This window comes from Streptomyces sp. NPDC047971 (assembly GCF_040653355.1).
Lineage (GTDB): Bacteria > Actinomycetota > Actinomycetes > Streptomycetales > Streptomycetaceae > Streptomyces.
On the sequence record NZ_JBEZNW010000034.1, the window covers coordinates 1 to 24745 of the forward strand.

19 protein-coding genes are annotated in these 24745 nt (G+C 72.2%); 7 read left to right on the forward strand and 12 right to left on the reverse strand.

Translation table 11 applies throughout. From position 1 onward, the window contains the following. The first annotated feature begins 108 nt into the window (after positions 1-108). From AB0D99_RS26890 to pulA, 3 genes are all read left to right on the forward strand, one after another. Positions 109-1128, forward strand: coding sequence for a LacI family DNA-binding transcriptional regulator (locus AB0D99_RS26890; protein ID WP_362367606.1), 1020 nt, complete (start codon positions 109-111; stop codon positions 1126-1128). Positions 1129-1251: 123 nt separating this feature from the next. Then, entirely contained in the window at positions 1252-2952 is a 1701-nt protein-coding gene (locus tag AB0D99_RS26895) for a carbohydrate-binding module family 20 domain-containing protein (RefSeq protein WP_362367422.1), read from the forward strand. 64 nt (positions 2953-3016) lie between these two features. After that, positions 3017-8392 (forward strand): pullulanase-type alpha-1,6-glucosidase, encoded by a 5376-nt coding sequence (pulA, locus tag AB0D99_RS26900; protein ID WP_362367425.1) that lies wholly within the window; start codon positions 3017-3019, stop codon positions 8390-8392. Positions 8393-8467: 75 nt separating this feature from the next. On the opposite strand, the gene AB0D99_RS26905 is transcribed toward pulA, so the two are convergent. Further along, positions 8468-8980, reverse strand: a complete 513-nt coding sequence (locus AB0D99_RS26905; protein ID WP_362367428.1) for a GNAT family N-acetyltransferase — start codon at positions 8978-8980, stop codon at positions 8468-8470. 127 nt (positions 8981-9107) lie between these two features. Next, complete coding sequence (locus AB0D99_RS26910; RefSeq protein WP_362367431.1) at positions 9108-9821, reverse strand: TetR/AcrR family transcriptional regulator; 714 nt, start codon at positions 9819-9821, stop codon at positions 9108-9110. Between the two features lie 38 nt (positions 9822-9859). On the opposite strand from AB0D99_RS26910, the gene AB0D99_RS26915 reads away from it, so the two are divergent. After that, the gene (locus AB0D99_RS26915) at positions 9860-10126 is read left to right on the forward strand and encodes a hypothetical protein (protein ID WP_362367434.1); all 267 of its coding nucleotides are present in this window, start codon (positions 9860-9862) and stop codon (positions 10124-10126) included. Between the two features lie 79 nt (positions 10127-10205). On the opposite strand, the gene AB0D99_RS26920 is transcribed toward AB0D99_RS26915, so the two are convergent. The 4 genes from AB0D99_RS26920 to AB0D99_RS26935 all read right to left on the reverse strand — a co-directional run bounded on the left by AB0D99_RS26920 (position 10206) and on the right by AB0D99_RS26935 (position 15116). Beyond that, complete coding sequence (locus AB0D99_RS26920) at positions 10206-11279, reverse strand: PDR/VanB family oxidoreductase (protein WP_362367609.1); 1074 nt, start codon at positions 11277-11279, stop codon at positions 10206-10208. Beyond that, positions 11276-12160 (reverse strand): metal-dependent hydrolase, encoded by an 885-nt coding sequence (locus AB0D99_RS26925; protein WP_362367437.1) that lies wholly within the window; start codon positions 12158-12160, stop codon positions 11276-11278. Before AB0D99_RS26925 ends, AB0D99_RS26920 begins: the two co-directional genes overlap by 4 nt. A gap of 100 nt (positions 12161-12260) precedes the next feature. Next, complete coding sequence (locus AB0D99_RS26930; RefSeq protein ID WP_362367612.1) at positions 12261-14222, reverse strand: hypothetical protein; 1962 nt, start codon at positions 14220-14222, stop codon at positions 12261-12263. A gap of 93 nt (positions 14223-14315) precedes the next feature. Beyond that, positions 14316-15116, reverse strand: a complete 801-nt coding sequence (locus tag AB0D99_RS26935) for a tyrosine-protein phosphatase (RefSeq protein ID WP_362367440.1) — start codon at positions 15114-15116, stop codon at positions 14316-14318. 100 nt (positions 15117-15216) lie between these two features. Here AB0D99_RS26935 and AB0D99_RS26940 point away from each other — a divergent pair, with 100 nt between their 5' ends. Beyond that, positions 15217-15624, forward strand: a complete 408-nt coding sequence (locus tag AB0D99_RS26940; RefSeq protein WP_362367443.1) for a hypothetical protein — start codon at positions 15217-15219, stop codon at positions 15622-15624. Positions 15625-15692: 68 nt separating this feature from the next. On the opposite strand, the gene AB0D99_RS26945 is transcribed toward AB0D99_RS26940, so the two are convergent. Both AB0D99_RS26945 and AB0D99_RS26950 read right to left on the reverse strand, forming a co-directional pair. Continuing rightward, positions 15693-17105, reverse strand: a complete 1413-nt coding sequence (locus AB0D99_RS26945) for a DUF1996 domain-containing protein (protein ID WP_362367446.1) — start codon at positions 17103-17105, stop codon at positions 15693-15695. A 161-nt stretch (positions 17106-17266) separates the two neighbouring features. After that, positions 17267-18262, reverse strand: a complete 996-nt coding sequence (locus AB0D99_RS26950) for an NAD-dependent epimerase/dehydratase family protein (RefSeq protein ID WP_362367449.1) — start codon at positions 18260-18262, stop codon at positions 17267-17269. Between the two features lie 219 nt (positions 18263-18481). Here AB0D99_RS26950 and AB0D99_RS26955 point away from each other — a divergent pair, with 219 nt between their 5' ends. Together AB0D99_RS26955 and AB0D99_RS26960 are read left to right on the forward strand one after the other, a co-directional pair. Then, positions 18482-19039: a hypothetical protein gene (locus AB0D99_RS26955; protein WP_362367452.1), complete on the forward strand. Its 558-nt coding sequence runs from the start codon at positions 18482-18484 to the stop codon at positions 19037-19039. Between the two features lie 45 nt (positions 19040-19084). Then, the gene (locus tag AB0D99_RS26960; RefSeq protein WP_362367455.1) at positions 19085-20500 is read left to right on the forward strand and encodes a PepSY domain-containing protein; all 1416 of its coding nucleotides are present in this window, start codon (positions 19085-19087) and stop codon (positions 20498-20500) included. Here AB0D99_RS26960 and AB0D99_RS26965 read toward each other — a convergent pair whose 3' ends face one another. From AB0D99_RS26965 to AB0D99_RS26980, 4 genes are all read right to left on the reverse strand, one after another. Beyond that, entirely contained in the window at positions 20501-21040 is a 540-nt protein-coding gene (locus AB0D99_RS26965) for a winged helix-turn-helix domain-containing protein (protein ID WP_362367458.1), read from the reverse strand. It abuts the gene before it with no gap. A gap of 353 nt (positions 21041-21393) precedes the next feature. After that, entirely contained in the window at positions 21394-22425 is a 1032-nt protein-coding gene (glnII, locus tag AB0D99_RS26970; protein ID WP_362367461.1) for a glutamine synthetase, read from the reverse strand. 132 nt (positions 22426-22557) lie between these two features. Beyond that, positions 22558-23712 (reverse strand): hypothetical protein, encoded by a 1155-nt coding sequence (locus AB0D99_RS26975; RefSeq protein WP_362367464.1) that lies wholly within the window; start codon positions 23710-23712, stop codon positions 22558-22560. After that, positions 23709-24683 carry a hypothetical protein gene (locus AB0D99_RS26980; protein ID WP_362367467.1) on the reverse strand — a complete coding sequence of 325 codons (975 nt, stop codon included), beginning with the start codon at positions 24681-24683 and terminating at the stop codon, positions 23709-23711. Before AB0D99_RS26980 ends, AB0D99_RS26975 begins: the two co-directional genes overlap by 4 nt. Between the last annotated feature and the right edge of the window lie 62 nt (positions 24684-24745).

Consider the following 24745-nt stretch of genomic DNA (forward strand, 5'->3'; position numbering starts at 1 on the left):
CCGGGGGGGGGGGGCGGGGCCCCGCCCCCCCCCCCCCCCCGTGGGGGGGGGGCCGTCCCCCCCCCCCCCCGGGGGGGGGCCGCCCCCGCCCCCCCGCGGCTCGCGGACATCGCGGCCCAGTCGGGCGTCAGCGAGGCCACCGTCAGCCGGGTCCTCAACGGCAAGGCGGGCGTGGCCGGAGCGACCCGGCACCGGGTCCTGGCCGCGCTCGACGTGCTCGGCTACGAGCGTCCCGTACGGCTCAAACGCCGCAGCGCAGGTCTGGTCGGTCTGGTCGTGCCCGAGCTGACCAACCCGATCTTCCCGGCCTTCGCCCAGGTCATCGAGCAGGTCCTGGCCGGGCACGGCTACACCCCGGTGCTCTGCACCCAGATGCCGGGCGGCGCCACCGAGGACGAGCTGGTCGAGCAGCTGGAGGAGCGCGGGGTCACCGGCATCATCTTCCTCTCCGGGCTGCACGCCGACGCGAGCGCGGACCCGGAGCGGTACGTCCGGCTGGCCGCGCGGGGCGTCCCGTTCGTCCTCATCAACGGCTTCAACGAGCGGGTCGACGCCAACTTCGTCTCGCCCGACGACCGCGCCGCGGCGCGGATGGCCGTACGGCACCTGGTCGAGCTGGGCCACGAGCGGATCGGTCTGGCGATCGGCCCCACGCGCTACGTCCCCTCCCGCCGCAAGGCGGAGGGGTTCGCGGCCGAGTTGCACCACCTGCTCGGGATCGAGCGGGCGGAGGCCGAACGGTTCGTCCGCCCCACCCTGTTCGGTGTGGAGGGCGGGCACGCGGCGGCCGACATCCTGCTCGACCAGGGCTGCACCGGCATCGTCTGCGGCTCCGACCTGATGGCCCTCGGCGCGATCCGCGCCGTCCGCGCCCGGGGCCTCGACGTGCCCCGTGACGTGTCGGTCGTCGGCTTCGACGACTCGCCGCTGATCGCGTTCACGGACCCGCCGCTCACCACCGTGCGCCAGCCCGTGCAGGCGATGGCCACGGCGGCGGTGGGCGCGCTCCTGGAAGAGGTCGAGGGAAACCCCGTGCAGCGCACGGAGTTCGTCTTCCAGCCGGAGCTGGTGGTGCGAGGGTCCACGGCGCAGCCGCCGGCCGGAACCTCGCTGCAACTCCTTGCGTAACTCCCTGCATTGAGGGGTCCCAAGGGTTGACCGGGGGTCGGGGCACTCGTACGGTCACGGCTGAAAACAGTTGCTGCTAGTTTCGGCAACATCTTGCGACAGTGAAGTCAGCAGGAGGACAACATGGCCAGTAAGACCGTGGCCGCTGCACTCGCCCTCGTGGCGGGAGCCGCTGTGGCCGTCACGGCACCGACCCCCGCGCAGGCCGCCCCGCCCGGTGAGAAGGACGTCACCGCGGTGATGTTCGAGTGGAAGTTCGCCTCCGTGGCGAAGGCTTGCACCGAGCAACTCGGCCCCGCGGGGTACGGATACGTCCAGGTCTCGCCGCCCCAGGAACGGATCCAGGGCTCCACCTGGTGGACCGCGTACCAGCCGGTCAGCTACAAGATCGCCGGCCCTCTCGGCGACCGCACCGCCTTCAAGTCCATGATCGACACCTGCCACGCGGCGGGCGTGAAGGTCGTCGCCGACTCCGTCATCAACCACATGGCCAACGCGTCGGGCACGGGAACGGGCGGGACCTCGTTCTCCAAGTACGACTACCCCGGCCTGTACTCGGGCGCCGACATGGACGACTGCCGGGCCACGATCTCGAACTACCAGGACCGGGCGAACGTCCAGAACTGCGAGCTCGTCGGCCTCCCGGACCTCGACACCGGCGAGGACTGGGTCCGCGGCCGGATCGCCGCCTACATGAACGACCTGCTCTCCCTCGGCGTGGACGGCTTCCGCGTCGACGCCGCCAAGCACATGCCGGCCGCGGACCTCGCGAACATCAAGTCGCGGCTGAGCAACCCGGGCGTCTACTGGAAGCAGGAGGCGATATACGGGGCCGGCGAGGCGGTCGCGCCGAGCGAGTACCTGGGCAACGGGGACGTCCAGGAGTTCCGCTACGCACGGGACCTCAAGCGGATCTTCGGCTCGGAGAAGCTCGCGTACCTGAGCAACTTCGGCGAGTCCTGGGGCTACATGGCCTCCGGGAAGTCCGGCGTCTTCGTCGACAACCACGACACCGAGCGCGGCGGCGACACCCTCAACTACAAGAACGGCGCCACCTACACCCTGGCGAGCGTCTTCATGCTGGCCTGGCCCTACGGCTCCCCGGACGTCCACTCCGGCTACGAGTGGTCCGACAAGGACGCGGGCGCCCCCAACGCCGGCCAGGTCAACGCCTGTTACAGCGACGGCTGGAAGTGCCAGCACGCCTGGCGCGAGATCGCCTCGATGGTCGGCTTCCGCAACGCCGCGCGCGGCACGGCGGTCGGCAACTGGTGGGACAACGGCAACAACGCGATCGCGTTCGGCCGGGGTGACAAGGCGTACGTCGCCCTCAACCACGAGGGCTCGTCGCTGACCCGCACCTTCCAGACCGGACTGCCGGCCGGTACCTACTGCGACGTGCAGTCCAACACCGGCGTGACGGTGAACACGGCGGGCCAGTTCACCGCCACCCTGCCGTCCAACACGGCGCTCGCCCTGCACGTGAACGCGCGCAGCTGCGGCGGCGGCACGACGACCCCGCCGCCCGCGAGCGGCGGAGCCGCCTTCAACGTCGACGCCACCACGGCCGTCGGCCAGAACATCCACGTGACCGGCAACCGCGCGGAGCTGGGCAACTGGTCCCCGTCCGCGGCCCCGAAGCTCGACCCGGCCTCGTACCCGGTCTGGAAGCTCGACGTCTCGCTGCCCGCCGGAACGACCTTCGAGTACAAGTACGTCCGCAAGGACGCCGCGGGCAACGTGACCTGGGAATCCGGAGCCAACCGCACCGCGACGGTCCCCGCCTCCGGCCAGATCGTCCTGAACGACACCTTCCGCAACTGACAGCACCTCCCACCAGGGCCGCCCCGCCGGGGCGGCCCCCCTTCCCGTACCTCCAGGGAGAACCGTGATACGCAAGAGAACGGCGGCCGCCGTGGCCACCGCCCTGTGCGCGGCGCTGGTGCCCGCCCTCCCCGCGGCCGCCGCGCCCCCGCCCCCACCCCCGCCGTCCGACAAGGCGCTCGCCGCTCAGCCCGCGCGTCACGACCTCACCCGGGAGCAGTTCTACTTCGTCCTGCCGGACCGGTTCGCCAACGGGGACACCTCCAACGACCGCGGCGGTCTCACCGGAACGCGGCTCGACACCGGCTTCGACCCCGCCGACAAGGGCTTCTACCAGGGCGGCGACCTCAAGGGCCTCACCCGGAAGCTCGACTACATCAAGGGACTCGGCACCACCGCCATCTGGATGGCGCCGATCTTCAAGAACCAGCCCGTCCAGGGCACCGGCAAGGACGCCAGCGCCGGCTACCACGGCTACTGGATCACCGACTTCACCCAGGTCGACCCGCACTTCGGCACCAACGCCGACCTGGAGATGCTGATCGACCAGGCCCACGCCAAGGGCATGAAGGTCTTCTTCGACGTCATCACCAACCACACCGCGGACGTCGTCGACTACAAGGAGAAGACCTACGACTACCTCTCCAAGGGCGCCTTCCCGTACCTGACGAAGGACGGCGTTCCCTTCGACGACCGCGCCGCCGCGACCGACGGAACGTTCCCGCGCGTGGACACGGACTCCTTCCCCCGCACCCCCGTCGTCCCGGCCGAGAAGAAGAACCTCAAGGTTCCCTCCTGGCTCAACGACCCGACGATGTACCACAACCGGGGCGACTCGACCTTCGCCGGCGAGTCCTCCCAGTACGGCGACTTCGTCGGCCTGGACGACCTGTGGACCGAGCGCCCCGAGGTCGTCGCGGGCATGGAGAAGATCTACCAGCGCTGGGTCCGCGACTTCGACATCGACGGCTTCCGCATCGACACCGTCAAGCACGTCGACACCGCCTTCTGGACCCAGTGGGCCACCGCCCTCGACGAGTACGCCGCCAAGCGCGGTCGCGACGACTTCTTCATGTTCGGCGAGGTCTACTCCGCCGACCCGGCGATCACCGCCCCGTACGTGACCGAGGGCCGGCTCGACGCCACCCTCGACTTCCCCTTCCAGGACGCCGCCCGCGCCTTCGCCTCCCAGGGCGGCTCCGCGGACAAGCTGGCGAACCTCTTCGGCCAGGACTACCGCTACACCACCGACAAGGCCAACGCCTACGAGTCGGTGCCCTTCCTCGGCAACCACGACATGGGCCGCTTCGGCACCTTCCTCAAGCAGGACAACCCGCAGGCCGGCGACGCCGAACTGCTCCAGCGCTACCGCCTCGCCAACGAGCTGATGTTCCTCGGCCGCGGCAACCCCGTCGTCTACTACGGCGACGAACAGGGCTACACCGGCGCCGGCGGCGACAAGGACTCCCGCCAGACCCTCTTCGCCTCGAAGACCGCCGACTACCTCGACGACGACCAGCTCGGCACCGACCGCACCCACGCCACCGACGCGTACGACCCGAACCACCCCCTCTACCGGCAGATCGCCGCCCTCTCGAAGCTCACGCGCGAGCACCCCGCGCTGCGCGACGGCGTCCAGCAGCAGCGGTACGCCGAGGGCTCCGTCTACGCCTTCTCCCGCACCGACGCCCGCGCGAGGACCGAGTACGTCGTCGCCGCCAACAGCTCCACCGAGGCGAGGACCGTCGAGATCCCGACCGGCTCCGCGGGCATGGCCTTCACCGCGATCCACGGCGGCGACACCCGCGTCACCAGCGCCGGCGACACGAAGATCAAGGTGACCGTCCCGGCGCTCGGCTCCCTCGTCCTCAAGGCGGCCAAGCCGCTCGGCGCGCCCGCCGCCGCACCGGCCATCACGCTCAAGGCCCCGGAGGCCGGAGCCACCGGCACCGTCGAGCTGACCGCCGACGTCCAGGGCGGACAGCTCAACCGCGTCGTCTTCGCCGCCCAGACCGGCAACGGGAAGTGGCAGGTCCTCGGCTCCGCCGACCACGCCCCCTACAAGGTCACCCAGAAGGTCACCGCGCCCGAAGGAACCGCCCTGCGCTACAAGGCCGTCGTCGTCGACAGCGCCGGCCGCACGGCGAGCGCGACCGCCGCGACCACCAGCGGAGCCCCGGCCGTCGAACAGCCGCCCACGGCCACCCAGCGCGACTACGCCATCGTCCACTACAAGCGCGCCGACGGAGACTACGCCGACTGGGGCCTGTACACCTGGGGCGACATCGCCGACGGCGAAGGCACCACCTGGCCCGCCGGCAAGCCCTTCACCGGCCGTGACGCCTACGGCGCCTTCGCCTACGTCAAGCTCAAGCCCGGCGCCTCCTCCGTCGGCTTCATCGCCGTGAACAAGGACGGCGTCAAGGACACCGACGCCGACCGCGCCATCGACCTCTCCAAGACCGGCGAGGTCTGGATCGAGCAGGGCAGGCCCGAGGTCCTCGACGCCGCGCCCGAGGGCGCGTACCCCCCGCAGGACACGACGAAGGCCGTCCTGCACTACAAGCGCGCGGACGGCGACCACGCGGGCTGGGGCCTGCACACCTGGACCGGTGCCGCGAACCCCACCGACTGGAGCAAGCCGCTGGAGCCGGTGCGCACCGACGCCTACGGAGCGGTCTACGAGGTCCCGCTCGCGGCCGGCGCCACCTCCCTCTCGTACATCCTGCACAAGGGCGACGAGAAGGACCTGCCCACCGACCAGTCCCTCGACCTGAAGGCCGACGGCCACGAGGTGTGGCTCCTCGGCGGCCAGGAGAAGTACCTGCTCCCGCAGCCCAAGGGCAGCGGGGCCGCGCTCGACCTCACCAAGGCCCAGGCGATCTGGATCGACGAGACCACCCTCGCCTGGAACGGCGCCGACACCGCCGCCTCCAGCGTCCTGCTCGCCTCCCGCGACGGCTCGATCACGGTCGAGAACGGGACGCTCACCGGCGACCGCCAGGTCCTGCGCCTGAACCCGACGCAGCTCACCGACGCCCAGAAGGCCGCCTTCCCGCACCTGAAGTCCTACGGCGCCTTCACGGTCGACCCGCGCGACCGCGACCGCGACCGCGTCCGCGGGGCGCTCAAGGGGCAGCTCGTCGCCGCCCAGTACGCCGCGAACGGTGCCGTCCTGACCGCCACGGGCGTCCAGCTCGCCGGCGTCCTCGACGACCTCTACGCGGCGAAGGCCACCGGCGCCGCGCTCGGCCCGGTGTTCCGGGCCGGCCGCCCCACCCTGTCCCTCTGGGCGCCCACCGCCCAGTCCGTCTCCCTCGAACTCGACGGCAGGGCCGTCCCCATGCGCCGCGACGACGCCTCCGGCGTCTGGTCGGTCACCGGCACGCGCGCCTGGACGGGCAAGCCGTACCGGTACGTCGTCAAGGTCTGGGCGCCCAGCGTCCGGCAGCTCGTCACCAACAAGGTCACCGACCCCTACTCCACCGCCCTGACCACCGACTCGGCCCAGAGCCTCCTCGTCGACCTCGCGGACCCGAAGCTCGCCCCCAAGGGCTGGCAGAGCCTCGCCAAGCCCGCGGCCGTACCGCTGCGGGACGCCCAGATCCAGGAGCTCCACATCCGCGACTTCTCCCTCGCGGACAGCACGACCGTCCCGGCGCACAAGGGCACCTACCTCGCCTTCACCGACGCCGGCAGCAAGGGCTCACAGCACCTGAAGGCCCTCGCCGCCTCGGGGACGTCCTACGTCCACCTGCTCCCGGCGTTCGACATCGGCACCATCCCCGAGAAGAAGTCCGCGCAGACCGAGCCGGCCTGCGACCTGAAGGTCTACGCCCCCGACTCCGAGGAGCAGCAGGTCTGCGTGGCCGCCGCCGCGGCCAAGGACGCCTACAACTGGGGCTACGACCCGCTGCACTACACCGTCCCCGAGGGCTCCTACGCCACCGACCCCGAAGGCACCCGCCGCACGGTCGAGTTCCGGCAGATGGTCCAGTCCCTCAACGGCGCCGGACTGCGCACGGTCATGGACGTGGTCTACAACCACACCGTGGCGAGCGGCCAGTCCGACAAGTCCGTCCTCGACAGGGTCGTGCCCGGCTACTACCAGCGGCTCCAGGCCGACGGCTCCGTGGCCACCTCCACCTGCTGCGCCAACACCGCGCCCGAGAACGCCATGATGGGCAAGCTCGTCGTCGACTCCGTCGTCACCTGGGCCAAGCAGTACAAGGTGGACGGCTTCCGCTTCGACCTCATGGGCCACCACCCGAAGGAGAACATCCTCGCCGTCCGCAAGGCCCTGGACGCGCTGACCGTCGCCAAGGACGGTGTCGACGGCAAGGCGATCGTCCTCTACGGCGAGGGCTGGAACTTCGGCGAGATCGCCGACGACTCCCGCTTCGTCCAGGCCACCCAGAAGAACATGGCCGGCACGGGCGTCGCGACCTTCTCCGACCGGGCCCGCGACGCCGTCCGCGGCGGGGGCCCCTTCGACGAGGACCCGGGCGTCCAGGGCTTCGCCTCCGGCCTCTTCACCGACCCCAACTCCTCGACCGCCAACGGCACCCCCGAACAGCAGAAGGCCCGGCTGCTGCACTACCAGGACCTGATCAAGGTCGGTCTGAGCGGCAACCTCGCGGACTACACCTTCACCGACACCTCGGGCCGTACGGTCAAGGGCAGCCAGGTCGACTACAACGGTGCCCCGGCCGGATACGCCGCCGCACCCGGCGACGCGCTGGCCTACGCCGACGCCCACGACAACGAGACCCTGTACGACGCGCTGGCCTTCAAGCTCCCGGCGACCACCTCGGCCGCCGACCGGGCCAGGATGCAGGTCCTCGCCATGGCGACGGCGACCCTCTCGCAGGGCCCCGCGCTCTCCCAGGCGGGCTCGGACCTGCTGCGTTCCAAGTCGCTCGACCGCAACTCGTACGACAGCGGTGACTGGTACAACGCGATCCACTGGGACTGCCGGAACGGCAACGGCTTCGGCCGGGGGCTGCCCCCCGCCGCCGACAACAAGGCCAAGTGGGGCTACGGAAAGCCGCTGCTGACCGCCCCGTCGCTCACCGTCGGCTGCGCGCAGATCGACGGCGCCTCGGCCGCCTACCGCGACCTCCAGAAGATCCGGACGACCGAGTCCGCCTTCTCCCTCGCCACCGCCGGGCAGGTCCAGGACGCCCTGTCCTTCCCGCTCTCCGGCACCGGCGAGACCCCGGGCGTGATCACCATGCGCCTCGGCGGCCTGGTCGTGGTCTTCAACGCCACTCCCGAGCGGCAGACCCAGCGGGTCGCCGCCCTGGCCGGAAAGAGCCACACCCTCCACCCGGTCCAGGCCGCGGGCGCGGACTCCGTGGTCAAGTCGGCGTCGTACGAGACGGGTTCGGGCACCTTCACGGTCCCGGCCCGCACCGTGGCGGTCTTCACCGCCCGCTGACCGGGCAGGCGCACACGAGGCGAGGCCGGCCGGGAACTCCCGGCCGGCCTCGCCGCGCGTTCCGGCCCGGCCGGGTCAGACCAGTGGCTTCTCCCGCAGGATCACTCCGTACCGCGTGCCGTCGGCGGCGGTCTTCCCCGGCTCCTCACCGACGGCCGTGTACCCCGCGGCCTCGTAGTACGTCCGCAGTCGCGGATTGCGCGAGACGGAGTCCAGCCGGGCCACCCCCCGCCCGCCCGCCCTGATCCGCCCCTCCGCGTGGGCGAGGAGCGTCCGGCCCGCGCCGGCGGGGGCGGACTCCCGGTCGGTCATCAGCCGGTGGACGTAGCCCGCCACCGGCGGCTGCGGACCCCACGCCTGCTCGTCGTCCCACCACAGCTCGTACGCGCCGAAGACCCGGCCCCCGGCCGAGGCCAGCCACACCTCGCCGTCGGCGATCCGCGCCCGGAAGTGTTCCGCGGTCTTGTCGCCCGGCTTCCACTGGTCGATCCCGCGTCGGACCATCCACCGCGCGAGCCCGTCGAAGATCCCCACGAGAAGGTCCCTGTCGCGGTCGTCCGCCTGCCGGAAGGTCACGTGTGCGCTCATGACGATCACCGTAAGGTCCGGCCGGACATCCGTTCCACCGGGAGTGCCCCCGGGCCGCGGATCGCGGCCTCGAACCCTCCCACCGCGAGAACCGAGGCCGACGACGGGCCCGGGAGGGGCCGGGCGGCTACGCCGGCCGCTGCGCGGGCACCCGCGGCACCAGGGCCGCGAGCCGGCCCACCAGGTCGCCGAACGGCCCGTCGGACGGCTCGTCGGCGAGGATCCGGACCAGGACGTCCGCCATCTCCTCGTCGTACGCCGCGCTCACCGCCGCCAGCGCCGCGAAGTCGTGCACCAGCTGCAACTCCAGCTCGGCGCGCGGCACGCGGCGCCCGTCCAGCCAGATCAGCGCCGTCGACTCGGCGAGCGACACCCAGGAGCGGACGACCAGTTCGAGCCGGGCGGACGGCTTCCCGACGTTCAGATGGGCCAGGATCTGCTCGTAGGCCGCCTGCCGCACCTCGTCGATCATCGCGTTGGTGGTGGAGGAGCCCACCGCGGGACCGCCCCTCATCAGCGCCGCGAAACCCGGTCCGTGATCGTCCACGAAGTCGAAGAACCGGCCCATCACCCGCAGCAGCCGCGTCCCGAGCGGACCGTGCGGCGGCTCCAGGAAGCGGGCGGCCAGCTCGTCGGCCGCCCGCCGCAGCGCCGCCTCGTACAGGCTCTGCTTGCCGGGGAAGTAGTGGTAGACCAACGGCCGCGAGATCCCCGCGGCCGCGGCGATCTCGTCGATGGAGACCTCGTCGGGAGAGCGGTGGCTGAACAGTTCGAGAGCCACCCCGATCAGCTGCTGCTTGCGCTCCTCGACGCCCATCCTGCGTCGCACCCCGGTCGTCATGCGAACAGCCTAACCGCCGTCCGTTACGCTCCCACGACATGAGCACCTCCGGTTTGAGCCCGAAGCAGGCACGCCAACTGCGGATAGCGGCCGCGTCCGTTCTGCTGGTCGCCATGGCGGCGGTCCTGGTGATCAGGCTCGCGAGCCGCACGTCCGTCCTGGTCGTCGGGGTGTACGGGCTGGCCATGATCCTCTGCGGCGTGGTGATCGAGCTCTCCCGCAACGGCCGCACCCGGCTGGGCACCTGGCTCCTGGTGGGCGGCCTCTCCGCGGCGCTCGTCTTCGACTGGCTGATCCTTCCGTGACGGACACCGCGCCCGGCGCGGGCCCGTTCGAGCGCTCGAACGGGCCCTTCGTCGCGCCGGGGGCCGGGCTCGCCGCTCGCTAGAGGTCGAGGACCAGCCGCTCCCCGGCGCAGCGGGAGACACAGATCAGCATCGAGTCGCCGCGCTCCGCGTCCGTCAGGAGCTCGTCGCGGTGGTCGATCTCGCCCTCCAGGACGCGCTGTTGGCAGGTTCCGCAGAAGCCCTGTTCACAGGAGTACACGATGCCCGGCAGCTCGTCGCGCACCGCGGCGAGCACCGACCGGTCCGCCGGCACCGTCACCGTACGACCGGAGCGGCGCAGTTCGATCTCGAAGGCGCCGCCGCCGGCCGCCGCGGCGGGGGAGAAGCGCTCCAGATGCGGGGTCCTGCCCGCCGGCATCGCGGCGGTCACGGCGTCCATCAGTCCTTCCGGGCCGCAGCAGTACACCGCCGTCTCCTCGGGGACCTCGGCGAGGAAGCCCAGATCGGGCGGCCCCGACTCGTCCTCGGTGATCACCGTCACCCTTTCCCGGCCTCCCCGCTCCGCGCCCAGCCCCTCGATCTCGTCCAGCCAGGGCAGGGTGGCCCGGCTGCGGCCGCAGTACAGCAGCCGCCAGTCGGCGCCGGCCGCCTCCGCGGCCCGCAGCATCGGCAGCACGGGGGTGATGCCGATGCCTCCCGCCACGAAGACGTACGCGGGGGAGTCGACCAGCGGGAAGCGGTTGCGCGGGCCGCGGATCTCGATCTCCGTGCCCTCGTGGAGCTGTTCGTGCACCTCGCGCGAGCCCCCGCGGCCGTCCTCGATCAGCCGGGTCGCCACCGTGTACGCGTCGCTGTCCGCCGGGTCCCCGCACAGCGAGTACTGGCGCACCAGACCGGACGGAAGCACCAGGTCGACATGGGCGCCGGGCTGCCAGGCCGGCAGGCCGGTGCCTTCGAGGCGGAGCCGGACCACGCCCTCGGCCGGTTCGGCCCGCTCGGTGACCAGCACCCTCCTGGTGACGGTCGCGAGCCGGCCACGGCCGGAGACGGGCTCGTCGAGCGCGGGCATCGGCCACAGCGGGGCGGCGTCGATCCGGCGGCGCACGGCCCGTTTGGCGAGGACCGCGGCCCCGGCGATCAGGACGACGGTACGCAGACGTGGCATGGTCAGCGACCTCCGTTGGCGCCGGGGGAGTTGGCCAGATAGGCGACGGCCTGGGCGGTGTTCCCCTCCTGGGAGGGGTGGTAGGTCCGGCTGAGGTAGCGGGGGACCGCGCGCAGCAGATCGGGCGTGGAGGGCAGCACGCCCTCCCGGCCCTTGCGGACCAGCTGTCCGACCGAGGCCCTGCCGTTGACGAGGGTGGGGTCGTTCTCCATGAAGAAGCGGGTGCCGCGCTGCCAGAGGAAGACCATCGCGGTGAACGCCGTGGCCCAGGTGCGGGCGCGGCGCCGGTAGCCGCCGTCGAGGTGCATGAACAGCTCGAAGGCGACGGAGCGGTGCTCGACCTCCTCGGCGCCGTGCCAGCGCAACAGATCCAGCATGGTCGGGTCGGCGCCCCTGCGGTCGAGCTCCTCGGCGTTGAGGACCCAGTTGCCGAGGAAGGCGGTGTAGTGCTCGATGGCGGCGATGAGCGCGACCCGCTCCATCAGCCACCAGCGGCGGGGTCGGCCGGGCGGCAGGGTCCGGTCGCCGAGCAGCTTCTCGAAGAACCAGTCCACCTGGGCGGTGTACGGAGTGGGGTCGAGGCCCAGCTTCTTGAGGTGCGGGAGCACGTCGTCGTGCGCCTGGGAGTGCACGGCCTCCTGGCCGATGAAGCCGATGACGTCCGCACGCAGCCGGTCGTCGGTGATGAAGGGGAGCACCTGCTTGTAGACGTGCACGAACCAGCGTTCGCCGGCCGGGAGGAGCAGGTGCAGCACGTTGATGGTGTGGGTCGTGAACGGGTCGCCGGGAACCCAGTGGAGCGGGGTCTCCTCCCAGTCGAAGGAGACCTTGCGGGCCTTGAGTTCGATGTGCTCCGACGCCACCGGTGCAGGCTGCGTATTAGACATGACGTCAATGTACTGAGGAGTAAGCAGTTGGCAACAGGCTCGTGCATGCGGAATCTTCGGGCCGGGACGGCGACGTGCCGCGCCGCCCGGCCGGCATCGACTAGCGCAGCGCGCCGACCCTCGTCCCGTCGTCCAGCGTGCCGTTCAGGTCCGCCCGGGCGCCCGCCTTCGCCTTCACCGCGAGAAGTCGCCCCTCGGCCTCGCCCCGCACCCCGCCGGTGGTGCGCAGGGAGGCGAAGTCCTCGCTGCCGGCGGCCAGGACGTACCACTGCCCGCTCTTCGCCTGCCAGAGCACCCCGGAGAGCACCCGCGGCTCACGCGGCCCGCACGCGGGGGACTCCTCGGCCTTCGCCACGACGGCCGCGGTACCGCCGGGCACGGTCCCGCCGGCCGTGCTCCCGCCCGGCGCGGGGGCCGCGAACTCGGCGAGCACCCTGCTGCCCGTGCCCCGCCAGGTCTCGGCCCGGGTGCACAGCCAGGCCGCCCGGCCCCCACCCTCCGGCAGCCGCTGCGTGGCGAACTGCCAGGCGTTGACCGCTCGTACCCCGTGCGAACGGACCGTCGTCAGCCGGCAGGCCGTGCTCGCCCACGCCGTCCGGGCCGCCGCCCCCGTCCCGTCCACCGGCGCGGTGCCCGGCGGCCCCGAGGTCAGCCTGGCCGGCACCAGCTCGCCCAGGTCGGTCAGCAGCCGCACCCCTGTCGCGTCCCGCACCTGGAGCGTGTTCCACGCCGTGCAGTCGCGCGCCTGCGCCGGACTGAGCATCACCTCCGTCACCCCGTACGCGTCCCGCTCCAGCCGCCAGGGTGTCTTCGTGGGAGCCAGCAGGTCCCGTACCGCCGTCTCCCGTACCCAAGGGGCCGTCAGATAGCGCACGTTCGCCGTGGTGCGCGAGACGACGAGGGCCGCGGAGCCGACCGCGTCCGCCCCGTCCGTGCGCGCGAAGTCCAGCGCCGCCCCACCCCTTCCCGCCCCCGCCGCCGGCTCCGCGTACCGCACCGCCCGCAGCCCGTCGTGGAGCAGCACCACCCGCGATCCGTCGACCTCCCCCGCGAACAGCAGCTGCGACGGCCCCATCGGCGGTCCGACCGGTGTCCCGGGCGTCGCCGACGACCGCACCGAGGGACCGGGGCGCGCCCAGACCGCCAGTGCCCGCCCCAGCAGCGCCCGGTCGCCCGTCAGCCCGCCCCGGGCCGGCCACACCGAGAAGTCCGTACGTGCCGAGCTCTGCCAGAAGCCCGCCGGGACCCGCTTCAGCGTCCCCGGGTCGAGTGCCGCCTCGGCCGCCGGATTGCGCGCGTACGCAGGCGCCGCGGCGCCGCTTCGCCCCCAGCCGTCCCCCGGCAGACCGAGCAGCGTCCCGCACACCAGCACGGCCGCCGCCGCGGCGAGCGCGGCCCTGCCGTGCTGACGGCGGCGCATCAGATCCGTCGGCCGGGCCTGCAGCGAACACGGGTCGAACTCGGGTGAGTCGAGCAGCGCGTACATCGCCTCGACGCCGTCCGCCTCCTCCAGCGCGGCCGCCGCCTCCGCCGCCGGGACCCCCGCCGCCGCGAGCACCCGCAGCACCTCCGGGTCGCCCTGCCGCTCCAGCCCCCGCAGCACGTACACCGCGCGCGCCGGCCCGGACAGCGCGGAGAGCCGCTGGTCCAGGGCCAGTTCGTCGGCGCCGCCGGCCCGGGGGAACAGCCGCAGCCCCCATACGTGCGGCAGCAGCGGAGGGAACTGCGCCCGCCGCGGCAGCGCCCGGCGTCTCAGCGGCAGCCCCGCGATCAGCGCCTGCCGCAGCGCCTCGCCCCGCACGTACGCGTACCCGGGGTCGACGGCGTCCTCGGTACGACGCGGCCCGGGGACGCCGCCGGACGTCCTGCGGCGCGGCAGCGCCCCCTGGACCAGGGCATGCGCCGTCAGCACCCGGCGGTTCCTGCCCAGCGTCGGCGGCAGCACGAGATAGGCGATCCGGACCAGGCGCGGATAGTGCTCGACCAGCGCGGCCTCGGCCTGTTCGACATCGACCGGGCCGAGAGGGGTGGGGGCGAGTTCCTGGGTGCTCACGTTCAGCAGAACGAGCGAATCATCCGATGGTCACCCCGGCCGGACCGCGTCGCTCCGGATCTCCCGGAGCGCGGCCCCGGCGCCCGCTCGGGTCGCGGCGCCTCACGCCTCGTACACCGTCAGCCGCTCGCGGATGACGGCCGTCACCTCGTCCGGGACGCCCAGGCCCTCCCGGACGTACTTCTCCATCGAGCCGTGCCGGACCGCCACCTCGTCGAGCGCCGCCTCCAGGTACGCGGGGACGACCCCGATCAGCGCCAGGGCCAGTTCCGGGTCGCCGCCCTGCGCCGTGAACCCCTCGATCATCGGCGCGAACGCCAGGCGTACGGCCGGGTTGACCGACAGGTACTCCGCGAGGACCGTCTCCTCGTCCGCGCCGAGCAGCGACAGCACGATCGCCGCCGCCCACCCGGTGCGGTCCTTGCCGGCCGTGCAGTGGAAGAGCAGCGGACCGGTCCGCGGATCGCCGAGCTCGCCGAGGAAGGCCCGGTAGGACGCGCGCGCCGAGTCGGAGCTCACGAAGGCCCGGTAGGTCCGGCGGAAGGCGTCCTGGGCCCTGCCGCCCCCCAGGTACTCGTCCGCGAGCGCCGGGTCGTTCAGCAACTGCTTCAGCCGGGCGGCGGGCGGCAGACCGCTGGTCGCGAGATGGTCGGCGAGCACGTCCGCGACGAGCACCCGCGCGCCGGGCGGAAGCTGGTCCGGGCGCTCCGCCCGCTCGCTCTCGGTACGGAAGTCGACGACCGTGCGGATGCCGAGCGCCGCGACCCGGGGCTCGGTGGGGTCGAGCCGGTCGAGCTGGGCGGAGCGGAAGACGCGGCCAGGACGGACGCTGCGTCCCCCGCCGAGGGGGAGGGAGCCGAGGTCGCGGAGGTTGGCGACGGTGGCGGCGGGGATGGCGGGCATGGCGTCGACTCCTCCATATCGTGACCTATCGGAGCAAACCGTAACCGATCGGATTTCGCTTCTCCGGGCGCGACCGGGCGGGCAGGATGGGCGGATGCTGATGCGTACGCGACGAACGGTGGCGGTGGCGGTGCTCGTGATGCTGGCGGGGTGCGCGTCCACGCCCGAAGAGGCGAGCGGGACCTTGGAGGAGATCGCCACGAAGGCGGAGTGCGCGCCCGACGTCCAGACGGACGCGGCCGAGCTGCGGCAGGCGAAGTGCGCGACGGACGACGGGACGTACGTCCTGACCACCTTCGCGACCGACCGCGGCCAGCGAGAGTGGCTCAACCAGGCCAAGGACTACGGCGGTTCGTACCTCGTGGGCCGCAAGTGGACCGTGTCGGGCGACTCGGGGACCGTGGAGAAGGTACGCGAACGGCTCGGCGGTCAGGTCGAGACCACCGAGCCGCACGGATCGCACCCCTCCCAGTCGCCGCACGCGTCCCACTCCGCCGGACATCACTAGGGCATGACGGAGGGGGTGTCCGGCCGGGCGGGCCGGACACCCCCTCGGGATCTGTCCGCGACGCGGGTCTAGCTGCAGCGGCGCCCCTCGTTGATGCAGCTCACCACCTTCCGCATCAGCCGCTCGTCGAAGACGTTGATGAAGTCACCGTGGTCGGTGCCCGGCTTGTGCAGCTGCTCGGGGAACGAGTCGAGCGCGAAACCGGGCCCAGGCGGCACGTCGTAGACGATCCGCTGCACCAGCTGCGGGATGGCCCGGAAGCCGTTCCCGCACCGCCCGCTCGCCGGGTCCGCGAAGGCCACGTGCGTACGGTGGTTGGCGCTGTCGGTGTTCCGGCCGTCCCAGCAGCTCTGGAACTTGAACGTGCGCACCACCTTGCTGCCCTGCGGACAGATCGGGTACTTGTCCTTCAGCTGCCGGTCCTCGAAGCCGGTGCACGACCACGACGCGTTGGCGTTGGCGTCGCCGTTCGTGAACGCCTTGGCGTCGCCGGTGATGATGCGCAGGAAGCGCGGCATCGCGGTCACCTTCGTGACCGGGCTTCCGACGAAGTTCAGCGTGACCTGCGCGGGCGTCTGGATCTCGCCGACGTTCTGGTCCTTGCCGCCGCCGTCGGCCTGGGCGTCGTCCTCCGCCTGCCCGTTCTGGAGCCGCAGGACCGGCCAGTAGTACGTGGACCGGTCGCCCTGGTTGCGGCAGGTGGTCCGGCCCCGAGCCAGGTCGTCGTCACTGGCGAAGGCGTCGTTGGCCTGGTTGCCGACGTAGTCGTGCATGTGGTGGGCGCCGTTGCTCACACCCGGCGCGACGATCACGTTGTCCGGGTTGAACTTGCCGTTCTCGTTGCGCCCGCAGTTCGTGGCGAAGGTGCCGCGCGAGGCGCCGCGGCGCTGCTGCGGCCGCTTCACGTTCGGCTGCACGGACTGGATGTCGACGAAGTCGGACGCCTCGGGGCCGTTCCCGGACTGCCCCTCCGGCTCCTCCTGGCCCTCGCCGTCACCGTTGTCGCCGCCCTCGCCCTGTCCGGCGCCGTTGTCGCCGTCGTCGTCGGCGCGCAGCGTGCAGGGCGCCATGCTGTCCAACTGCCTGCCGGTCAGCTGCGTGATCCGCTGCAGGATGTTCAGCCGCTCGTTCCTCAGGGGGGTGAGGATCTGCTGCTCGGCGAAGGCGGGATCGCTCTCCACCCGCTCCCTGTTGTCAGCGAAGCGCTGGTAGGCGACGGTGATCTGGCTGTCCAGCGTGGCGAGTTCCCGGTCCACCGAGGCCCGGGCGGACTCCGGTACCTCGGTCAGCTCCTGGGAGACATCGGGACAGTCGATCGTCGAGACCGCGTTCTGCCGGTCAGGCGGCGGCGGATCACCCCAGCCCTGGCCGGCCGAGGCATACACATTGGCGGCGATCAGGCCGCCCCCGCCCAGGATCAGGGCGACGGAGGCGGCCACCGCTCGTTTCGCGCGTGTCGAACGTTTTCTTGTGCGTCGCATGGGACTTGATACGGACGGAGGGACCCACGCGTTCAACCGCTTCGACACGGACATCAGTCCGAACGCTCCGACCGGCCGGCGGCGCCCCGGAGAGCCCGGCCGGGAGTCGGCCCGATCAGAGCCCGTCCCGATCAGAGCCGGCCCGAGCGCACCGGTCCGCGTCAGTCCGCGAGGAGCGCCGCCTCACGCTCCGGGTCGAGGCCCAGCCGCGGCCGGTCCGGACGCTGCGGCGCCGACCCGCCGATCGACCGCAGCCAGGCCCAGGTGTCCTCGACCGTCTCGGCCACCGGCCGGCAGCGCAGCCCCGTCGCGAGCGCCTTGGAGACGTCGGCGGTGTGTATCGCGTCGTACGTCTCGCCCGGCGGGATCCACACCGGCAGGTCGGACCAGGGCTCGACACCGGCCGCGAGCAGCTTCTCCGGCTCAGTCCAACGCAGTTCGGCGTCCGAGCCGGTCGCCCGCACGCAGGCGTCGAGCAGCTCGCCCATCGTGGTGTGCCCGGGCGCCGAGATCATGTTGAACGGGCCCGAGAGCCCGGCCTCCGCCGCGTCGAGCGTCCACTCGGCCAGATCACGCGCGTCGATGTACTGGAGCGGCAGCTCACGCGGCCCCGGCGCGAGCACCGGCCCGCCCCGGGCGATCCGGCCCAGCCACCACGGCAGCCGGCCGATGTTCTCGTACGGGCCGATGATCAGCCCCGCGCGGACGAGGAGCGAGCGGTCCGCGCCGAACGCGTCGACCGCGGCCAGTTCGCCGCCCCGCTTCGCCTCCCCGTAGGGCACCTCCCCGGCGTCCCGCGAGCCCTCGACCAGCGGACCGTCCTCACTCAGACCGGCCGCCGGCGGCCAGACGTAGACGGAACGGCTCGACACGTAGACGAAGCGGCCCGCCCGGTCCGCGAGCAGCCGGGCCGCGTCCCGGACCACCGAGGGAGCCGCGGACCAGGTGTCCACGACCACGTCCCAGGACGACTTCTCGTCCTCGGTGAGGGCGGCCATCCCGCCCGGGGCGACCCGGTCGCCGATCAACGAGACCGCCCCCGCGGGCGGTTCGTGCCTGCCACGGTGGAAGACCGTCACCTCCCATCCCCGCGCGAGCGCGGACTCGGCGACGGCGCGCCCCACGAACTCGGTACCACCCAAGATCAGAAGTCTCATGTCACGACTGTGCATCGCGGAACGAGGCGATGCCCACTCATTCCTCTACGGGAGAAAGTGGGCGGCGGGCGGGAAAGGTGGGGAGGCGGTCTCCCGCTTCCGGCCACGGGGTGTCACCATGGCCGAATCATGACGGACACCCGCTCGCCGATACGCGCCCTGCGAGCCGCGCTCTTCGCGGCGGTGTGCGTGACATTGGCCGCGGTGGGGCATTCGTCCATGTCTGCGCACGACCTCCCCGTCGGATCGCTGTACACCGCCTTCGCCGTCACGGCGCTCCTCGCCTGGCCTGCCACCGGCCGCAGGCGCGGGACGTACGCGATCTCCGGCGGACTGGTCGCCGTACAGACCGCTCTGCACCTGATCTTCTCCGCGGGCGAGGAGCGGGGCGCCGGGGACCACACGGCGACGGCCGACCACGCGACCATGGGCCACACGGCCATGGACCCCGCGATGCTCCCGGCGATGGAGACGGCCGCCGGCCACTCCTCCCTCGGCATGATCGCCGCCCACCTCCTCGCCGCCCTGGTCTGCGGCGTCTGGCTGGCACGGGGCGAGGCCGCCTTCTTCGCGCTCGCCCGGACGATCGGGGCCCTCGCCTTCACCCCGCTGCGGCTGCTGCTCGCCGTCGTCCGCGTCCCCGAACTCCCCCACCCCGTACGCCCGCGCCCGCGCACCCGCCGGCTGCACGGCGTCGTCCTCGCGCACACCCTCTCCCGGCGCGGCCCGCCCCGGCCGTCCGCACCCCGCGCCACAGCCCTCGGAGCACACGTCTGACCCGGGGGCCGATTCCCCCTGTCGACACCGACTCCCAGGACAGCCATGACCATTGACGATCCCGCGCGCCCGGACACCGAGGCAGCGCCCGCCCACCCCGACACGCCACCGGCGAGCAGCGACGGAAAGAGCACCTGGAGCGCACTGCGCCCGCTGGTCCTGCGCCTGCACTTCTACGCCGGCGTCCTCATCGCCCCCTTCCTGCTCGTCGCGGCCGCCAGCGGCCTGCTCTACGCGCTCTCCTTCCAGGCCGAGAAGGTCATCTACGCGCACGAGCTGGAAGCCCCCGTCGGCGACAAGGTCCTGCCCCTCTCCCAGCAGGTCCACGCCGCCACCAAGGTCAACCCCGACGGCACCGTCACCGCCGTCTGGCCCTCCGCCGAGGACGGCGCCACCACCCGCGTCCTGATGGCCGACCCCGACGTCGAGGAGGGCACGTCGCTCGCCGTCTTCGTCGACCCGTACACCGCGGAGATACGGGGCCAGCTGCCCAGCTACGGCAGCTCCGGCGCCCTTCCGCTGCGCACCTGGATCGACGAACTCCACCGCGATCTGCACCTCGGCGACCTCGGCCGCAACTACAGCGAGCTGGCCGCCAGCTGGCTGTGGGTGATCGCCCTCGGCGGCCTGGCGCTCTGGATCGGCCGCAAGCGCAAGAACCGCCGGTCCCTCGTCGTCCCCGAGCGCGGCCCCAAGTCCCGCCGCCGCACGCTGTCCTGGCACGGCACGGTCGGCCTGTGGGCGGTCGCGGGACTCGTCGTGCTCTCCGCGACCGGTCTGACCTGGTCGCGGTACGCGGGTGAGAACATCGGCGCGGTCCAGGACCAGCTCGGCGGTGCCACCCCGACCGTCTCCGCGACCCTCGAAGGCGCGGCCGGCGGCTCCTCGGAGCACGAGGGCCACGGGGACGGCCACCAGGCCCCGGCCGCCACGGGCCCGGACGTCGGCATCGACCGGGTCGTCGAGGCGGCCCGCGCGAAGGGCGTCGAGGGCAGGATCTCCGTCGTCCTGCCCTCCGAGGGCAAGGGGTACGTCGTCAAGGAGACCGACACCCAGTTCCCCGTCCACCTGGACTCCGTGGCGGTGAACCCGGCCGACGGCGCCGTCATCGACGAGCTCCGGTTCGCCGACTACCCGGTACTCGCCCAGCTGACCCGCTTCGGCATCGACATGCACATGGGTGTGACCTTCGGCCTGGTCAATCAGCTGGCCCTGGCGGCCCTCGCCCTCGCGCTCATCCTGCTGATCGTCTGGGGCTACCGCATGTGGTGGCTCCGCCGCCCCGGCCGGCCGGTCGCGCGCGGCGCCTGGCGGAAGGTGCCGGTCACGATGCTGCTGCCGCTGCTCGCGGCGACGGCCCTCGTGGGCTGGTTCGTCCCGATGCTGGGTGTCAGCCTGCTGGCGTTCCTGGTGGTCGACCTCGCCCTCGGCCTGGTGGCCAGGGCGAGGTCCCGGGCCTGATCAGGGCGTGTACTTGTAGCCGACCCGCCGCACGGTCTGGATCGTGCGGCGGTGCTCGGCGCCCAGCTTGCGGCGCAGCCGGGCGACATGGACGTCGACCGTCCGCCCGTCGCCCACGTGCCCGTACCCCCAGACCGTCGTGACCAACTGGTCCCGGGTGTGGACCCGGTGGGGGTGGGCGACGAGGTGGGAGAGCAGTTCGAACTCGAGATACGTCAGGTCCAGCGGCTGCCCGTCCACGACGGCGACGCGCTTGGCGCTGTCGATGGCCACCGGCCCCCGCTCCTCGGCCACGCCCGCGGAGGCGGGGGCCGGTGCTTCCTGGTCGACGGGCAGCAGCACCAGGTAGCCGACCATCGGCGGCCGACCCGGCAGCGTGGGCAGTGCGTGGGCGGGCGCCGGAAGCAGCGTGGCGCCCGGTGGCAGGAAGTCCGCGACCCGGGACAGGTCGACGACCTCGTCGGGATCGACGGCACGGAGCCGTGGCCGGAGGGGGCGGACGGCGGTCAGGGACGCGGTACCGGTCTGGGTGTGGGCCATGAGAGCTCAGCTCTTTCGCGCGAAGAAACGAACGGACGGGTGTCGTGCGTCGTGCGCGTCGGCCGAAGGCCGCGGAACCGGACGATGGCCGGTCGGGCGTTAGGGGGTCGACGCGTTCCTCACGCGCCGACAGCACCGGTCGAAGTCGTGGTGCTGCCGCGAAGGCCAGAACGGCTCGAGGTCGGGACGACCTGTCGCGGTGTCGTTCTGGGTGATGGCCATATCCCTATTGAACCAGAAGGGAATACCGTCGACGAGTCCCACCCCGGCCAAACCCCCTGTCTTCCTTGCCACATACGACAGGGGCGCCCACCGTTCGACGGTGGGCGCCCCTGTCGGGAAGCGGGTGCGGGTCAGACCTGGCCGGCCTTCTCCAGGGCCTCGCAGCAGGTGTCCACCAGGAGGCGGGTCACCGTGTACGGGTCCACGTTCGCGTTCGGGCGGCGGTCCTCGATGTAGCCCTTCTGGTCCTGCTCGACCTGCCACGGGATACGGACCGAGGCGCCGCGGTCCGAGACGCCGTAGGAGTACTGGTCCCACGGGGCGGTCTCGTGCAGACCGGTCAGGCGGTCGTCGATGCCGGCGCCGTAGTTCTTGACGTGGTCGAGCGGCTTCGAGCCCTCGCCCAGCGACTCGGCCGCGGTGATGATCGCGTCGTAGCCCTCGCGCATCGCCTTCGTCGAGAAGTTGGTGTGCGCGCCCGCGCCGTTCCAGTCGCCCTTCACCGGCTTCGGGTCCAGCGTCGCGGAGATGCCGAAGTCCTCGGCCGTGCGGTAGAGCAGCCAGCGGGCCACCCACAGCTGGTCCGCGACGTCCAGCGGCGCCAGCGGGCCGACCTGGAACTCCCACTGGCCCGGCATGACCTCGGCGTTGATGCCGGAGATGCCCAGGCCCGCCTTCAGGCAGTTCTCCAGGTGCGCCTCGACGACGTCACGGCCGAAGATCTCGTCGGCGCCGACACCGCAGTAGTAGCCGCCCTGCGGGGCCGGGAAGCCGCCGACGGGGAAGCCGAGCGGACGCTCGCCGTCGAAGAAGGTGTACTCCTGCTCGATGCCGAAGATCGGCTCCTGAGCGGCGTACTTCGCGTAGACCTCGGCCAGCGCGGCACGCGTGTTGGACTCGTGCGGCGTCATGTCCGTGTTGAGGACCTCGCACATCACGAGGATGTCGGCACCGCCGCGGATCGGGTCCGGGCAGACGAAGACCGGCTTGAGGACGCGGTCCGAGGCGTGGCCCTTGGCCTGGTTCGTGCTGGATCCGTCGAAGCCCCAGATCGGCAGCTCCTCCAGAGTCGCGCCCTCGCCCGGCAGAATCTTCGTCTTCGAGCGAAGCTTCGCGGTCGGCTCGGTGCCGTCGATCCAGATGTACTCAGCCTTGAAGGTCACGGGCCTCATCCTTTGGCGTGCTGCTGCGGGGTCTGCTGCGGCTCGCGACGCTGCGAGAGCTGCGTGGTGTCTGCGCGCAGCTTCGCAACACGGGATTTCCCGCCCGTTGCTCGTTTGTGAACCCCGTGTTACTCAGCTTTCCTGCTTTTCGCGGAGCCGCTGTGCGACCACGTGGCTGTTCAGGAGCGCGCCGAGGCCGGCGTTCTCGACACGCCGTACGAGCTCGGCATACGTCGTTCCGAGCGCCTCCGCCGCGCGGCCCGGATGCCAGTCGCAGTCCGCGAGACGGTGGAGGAGATGGCCCCGCCTGATCTGGTTCTCGGAGAGCCGGAAGGTCTTCAGATACAGCGTCCGGCCCTTGCGGTCGGTGATCAGCTCGCCGATGTGCTGCTCCTGGCCCGCCCGCTGGAACGGAGGGAGGAAGCGGTACAGAGTGTAGGAATCCATCCGGTACACCCGCTCGAAGGCGTACGACGTCCCCAGCAGGTCCCGGGCCATCAGCCCGTCGTGGGCCTCGGCCCACGACCGCTCCTGCGCGCGGGCCGCCGCCCGCAGATCGGCGAGGGTGCGGACCGAACCGGCCTCGTCCCGGATCCGTGCCGTGAACTCCGGCACCGGGGCGCCGTAGAAGGCGTACTGGTGGACGAGCTCCCCGTACAGGTCCTCGACCAGCGTCGGGTGGAGGACGCGGTAGTCCTCCGGGTGCGGAACGACGAACGCGGCGGCCGGCGCGTCGGCGACGTACAGCATCAGCCCGCACTGCCCCGGATGGATCTCGAAGATCCGCAGCGCCTCCGCGAGCCCCGGCACGCTCCACCCCGCGTACGCGGCCTCGGCCCGGGGCGACAGCCCCTGTCGTACCGCCTGCTGGGACCATTCGTCCCAGACGACGGACGGGCCCCCGAAATGGAGCGCCAGATAGCCCTCCAGGGCGAGGTGGAGAGGGAGGAAGCGCAACCTCTTCTCCGCCTGCCCGTTCTTGTACCGGCGCTTGGCGAGCCGGTGGTGGCGGCGCACCGGAACGGTGCGCGGCTCGTCGTCACCCAGCCGGGTCCCGTACGCGGCCGATTCCGCGCCGTCCCCGGACCAGTCGGCGACGAAGCCGTGCGGGATGTACGAGGTGTACGTCGTACGGTCCCCCAGCGCGACGACGCCGCCGGCCCCGTACAGCTCGCGGTGGAGCCGCAGACCCTCCGCCGGCTCCGCCCTGACGAGCGGGACCAGCCGGACACCGCCCCAGACCTGCGCGGGGCGGACCTCCAGACCGGTGAGATCGATCCGGGTCATCGCGACGCCTCCTTCAGGAACAGCTCCACCCTCCGGTCCAGAAAGGCCAGCAGGTCCGCCAGCCCCGTCCGCCCCTCGGCGAACCCGGCGATCTCCACCAGCGCGGCCAGGTCCTCCGCGTCCCGGATCCCGGCCGTCGGCACGCTCGGCGCCAGCCTGCGCACGTCGAAACCGGCCGCGTCGTATACGGGGTTCACATGGACGGCGCTCGTCCGGCGCTCGGGATCGAGCCGGGTACGCCAGACGCGCAGCACCTCGCCGGCGAGCCCCGGCGGCGCGTTGTCCCAGCCGTCCGAGACGATCACCAGCCGGTCGACGACGGCCGGGCCCTCCAGGGCGTCGAGGATCCTCGCCCCCAGCGGGGTCGGCCCCCACGGCCGGACGAGCAGCGGATCGGTCGCCCCCGAGGTCCAGTACGCGGAGTACGCCCCCGGTGCCGCCAGCGCGTCGAGGAGGAAGTGGCAGCCCAGGGCGACCGCCAGGGGACGGCGCCGCTTCACGGCCGATCCGGAGGCGGAGTAGCTGTCGTCGAGGACCGCCGCGACCCGGCCCCAGGTCCCGCCGTACGGACCGCGGACGATGGCGCGCGTGCGGCGGTTGTTGACCTTCGCGGCGCGCAGCGCGTGGAACAGCCGGTAGACCCGCTGCGGGGGCATCCGCCCGAGCCGTGCGGCGATCAGCCGCCCTTCGGCCCGCTTCTCCTCCGGACCGCCGGCCTCGTCGGCGGTGCGCAGCAACTGCTCGACGATCGTCGCCGCGTTGTGGTCGTTGATGTCGAGCGCGAGGGCGGCCGCGTACACCGGGCGGTAGTTGACGCGGACGTACTCGTGGAGGAAGGCGAGGGACAGCCGCTGCTCGCCGGCCGACGAGCGGAACTCCCGCTGCCCGGTGGCGGTGACGGCCGCGTTGACGAAGAGCAGGACGTCCTCGGCGGCGATGAGGTCGGAGAGCGTGTCCGTCGGCGTGGTCATGGGTTCCCTCGCAGTGGCATGGGTGCCGGCCGGGGAATGGGGGAGCGAACAGCGAAAACGTT

Excerpts from the sequence above, each read along its gene's own strand:
- AB0D99_RS26925 (WP_362367437.1), bottom strand. The coding sequence starts at position 12,160 with ATGTCTAATACGCAGCCTGCACCGGTGGCGTCGGAGCACATCGAACTC.
- AB0D99_RS26980 (WP_362367467.1), bottom strand. The coding sequence starts at position 24,683 with ATGACCACGCCGACGGACACGCTCTCCGACCTCATCGCCGCCGAGGAC.
- AB0D99_RS26965 (WP_362367458.1), bottom strand. The coding sequence starts at position 21,040 with ATGGCCCACACCCAGACCGGTACCGCGTCCCTGACCGCCGTCCGCCCC.
- AB0D99_RS26950 (WP_362367449.1), bottom strand. The coding sequence starts at position 18,262 with ATGAGACTTCTGATCTTGGGTGGTACCGAGTTCGTGGGGCGCGCCGTC.
- AB0D99_RS26935 (WP_362367440.1), bottom strand. The coding sequence starts at position 15,116 with ATGCCCGCCATCCCCGCCGCCACCGTCGCCAACCTCCGCGACCTCGGC.
- AB0D99_RS26905 (WP_362367428.1), bottom strand. The coding sequence starts at position 8,980 with ATGAGCGCACACGTGACCTTCCGGCAGGCGGACGACCGCGACAGGGAC.
- AB0D99_RS26975 (WP_362367464.1), bottom strand. The coding sequence starts at position 23,712 with ATGACCCGGATCGATCTCACCGGTCTGGAGGTCCGCCCCGCGCAGGTC.
- AB0D99_RS26910 (WP_362367431.1), bottom strand. The coding sequence starts at position 9,821 with ATGACGACCGGGGTGCGACGCAGGATGGGCGTCGAGGAGCGCAAGCAG.
- AB0D99_RS26955 (WP_362367452.1), top strand. The coding sequence starts at position 18,482 with ATGTCTGCGCACGACCTCCCCGTCGGATCGCTGTACACCGCCTTCGCC.
- AB0D99_RS26940 (WP_362367443.1), top strand. The coding sequence starts at position 15,217 with ATGCGTACGCGACGAACGGTGGCGGTGGCGGTGCTCGTGATGCTGGCG.
- AB0D99_RS26915 (WP_362367434.1), top strand. The coding sequence starts at position 9,860 with ATGAGCACCTCCGGTTTGAGCCCGAAGCAGGCACGCCAACTGCGGATA.
- AB0D99_RS26895 (WP_362367422.1), top strand. The coding sequence starts at position 1,252 with ATGGCCAGTAAGACCGTGGCCGCTGCACTCGCCCTCGTGGCGGGAGCC.
- AB0D99_RS26945 (WP_362367446.1), bottom strand. The coding sequence starts at position 17,105 with ATGCGACGCACAAGAAAACGTTCGACACGCGCGAAACGAGCGGTGGCC.
- AB0D99_RS26960 (WP_362367455.1), top strand. The coding sequence starts at position 19,085 with ATGACCATTGACGATCCCGCGCGCCCGGACACCGAGGCAGCGCCCGCC.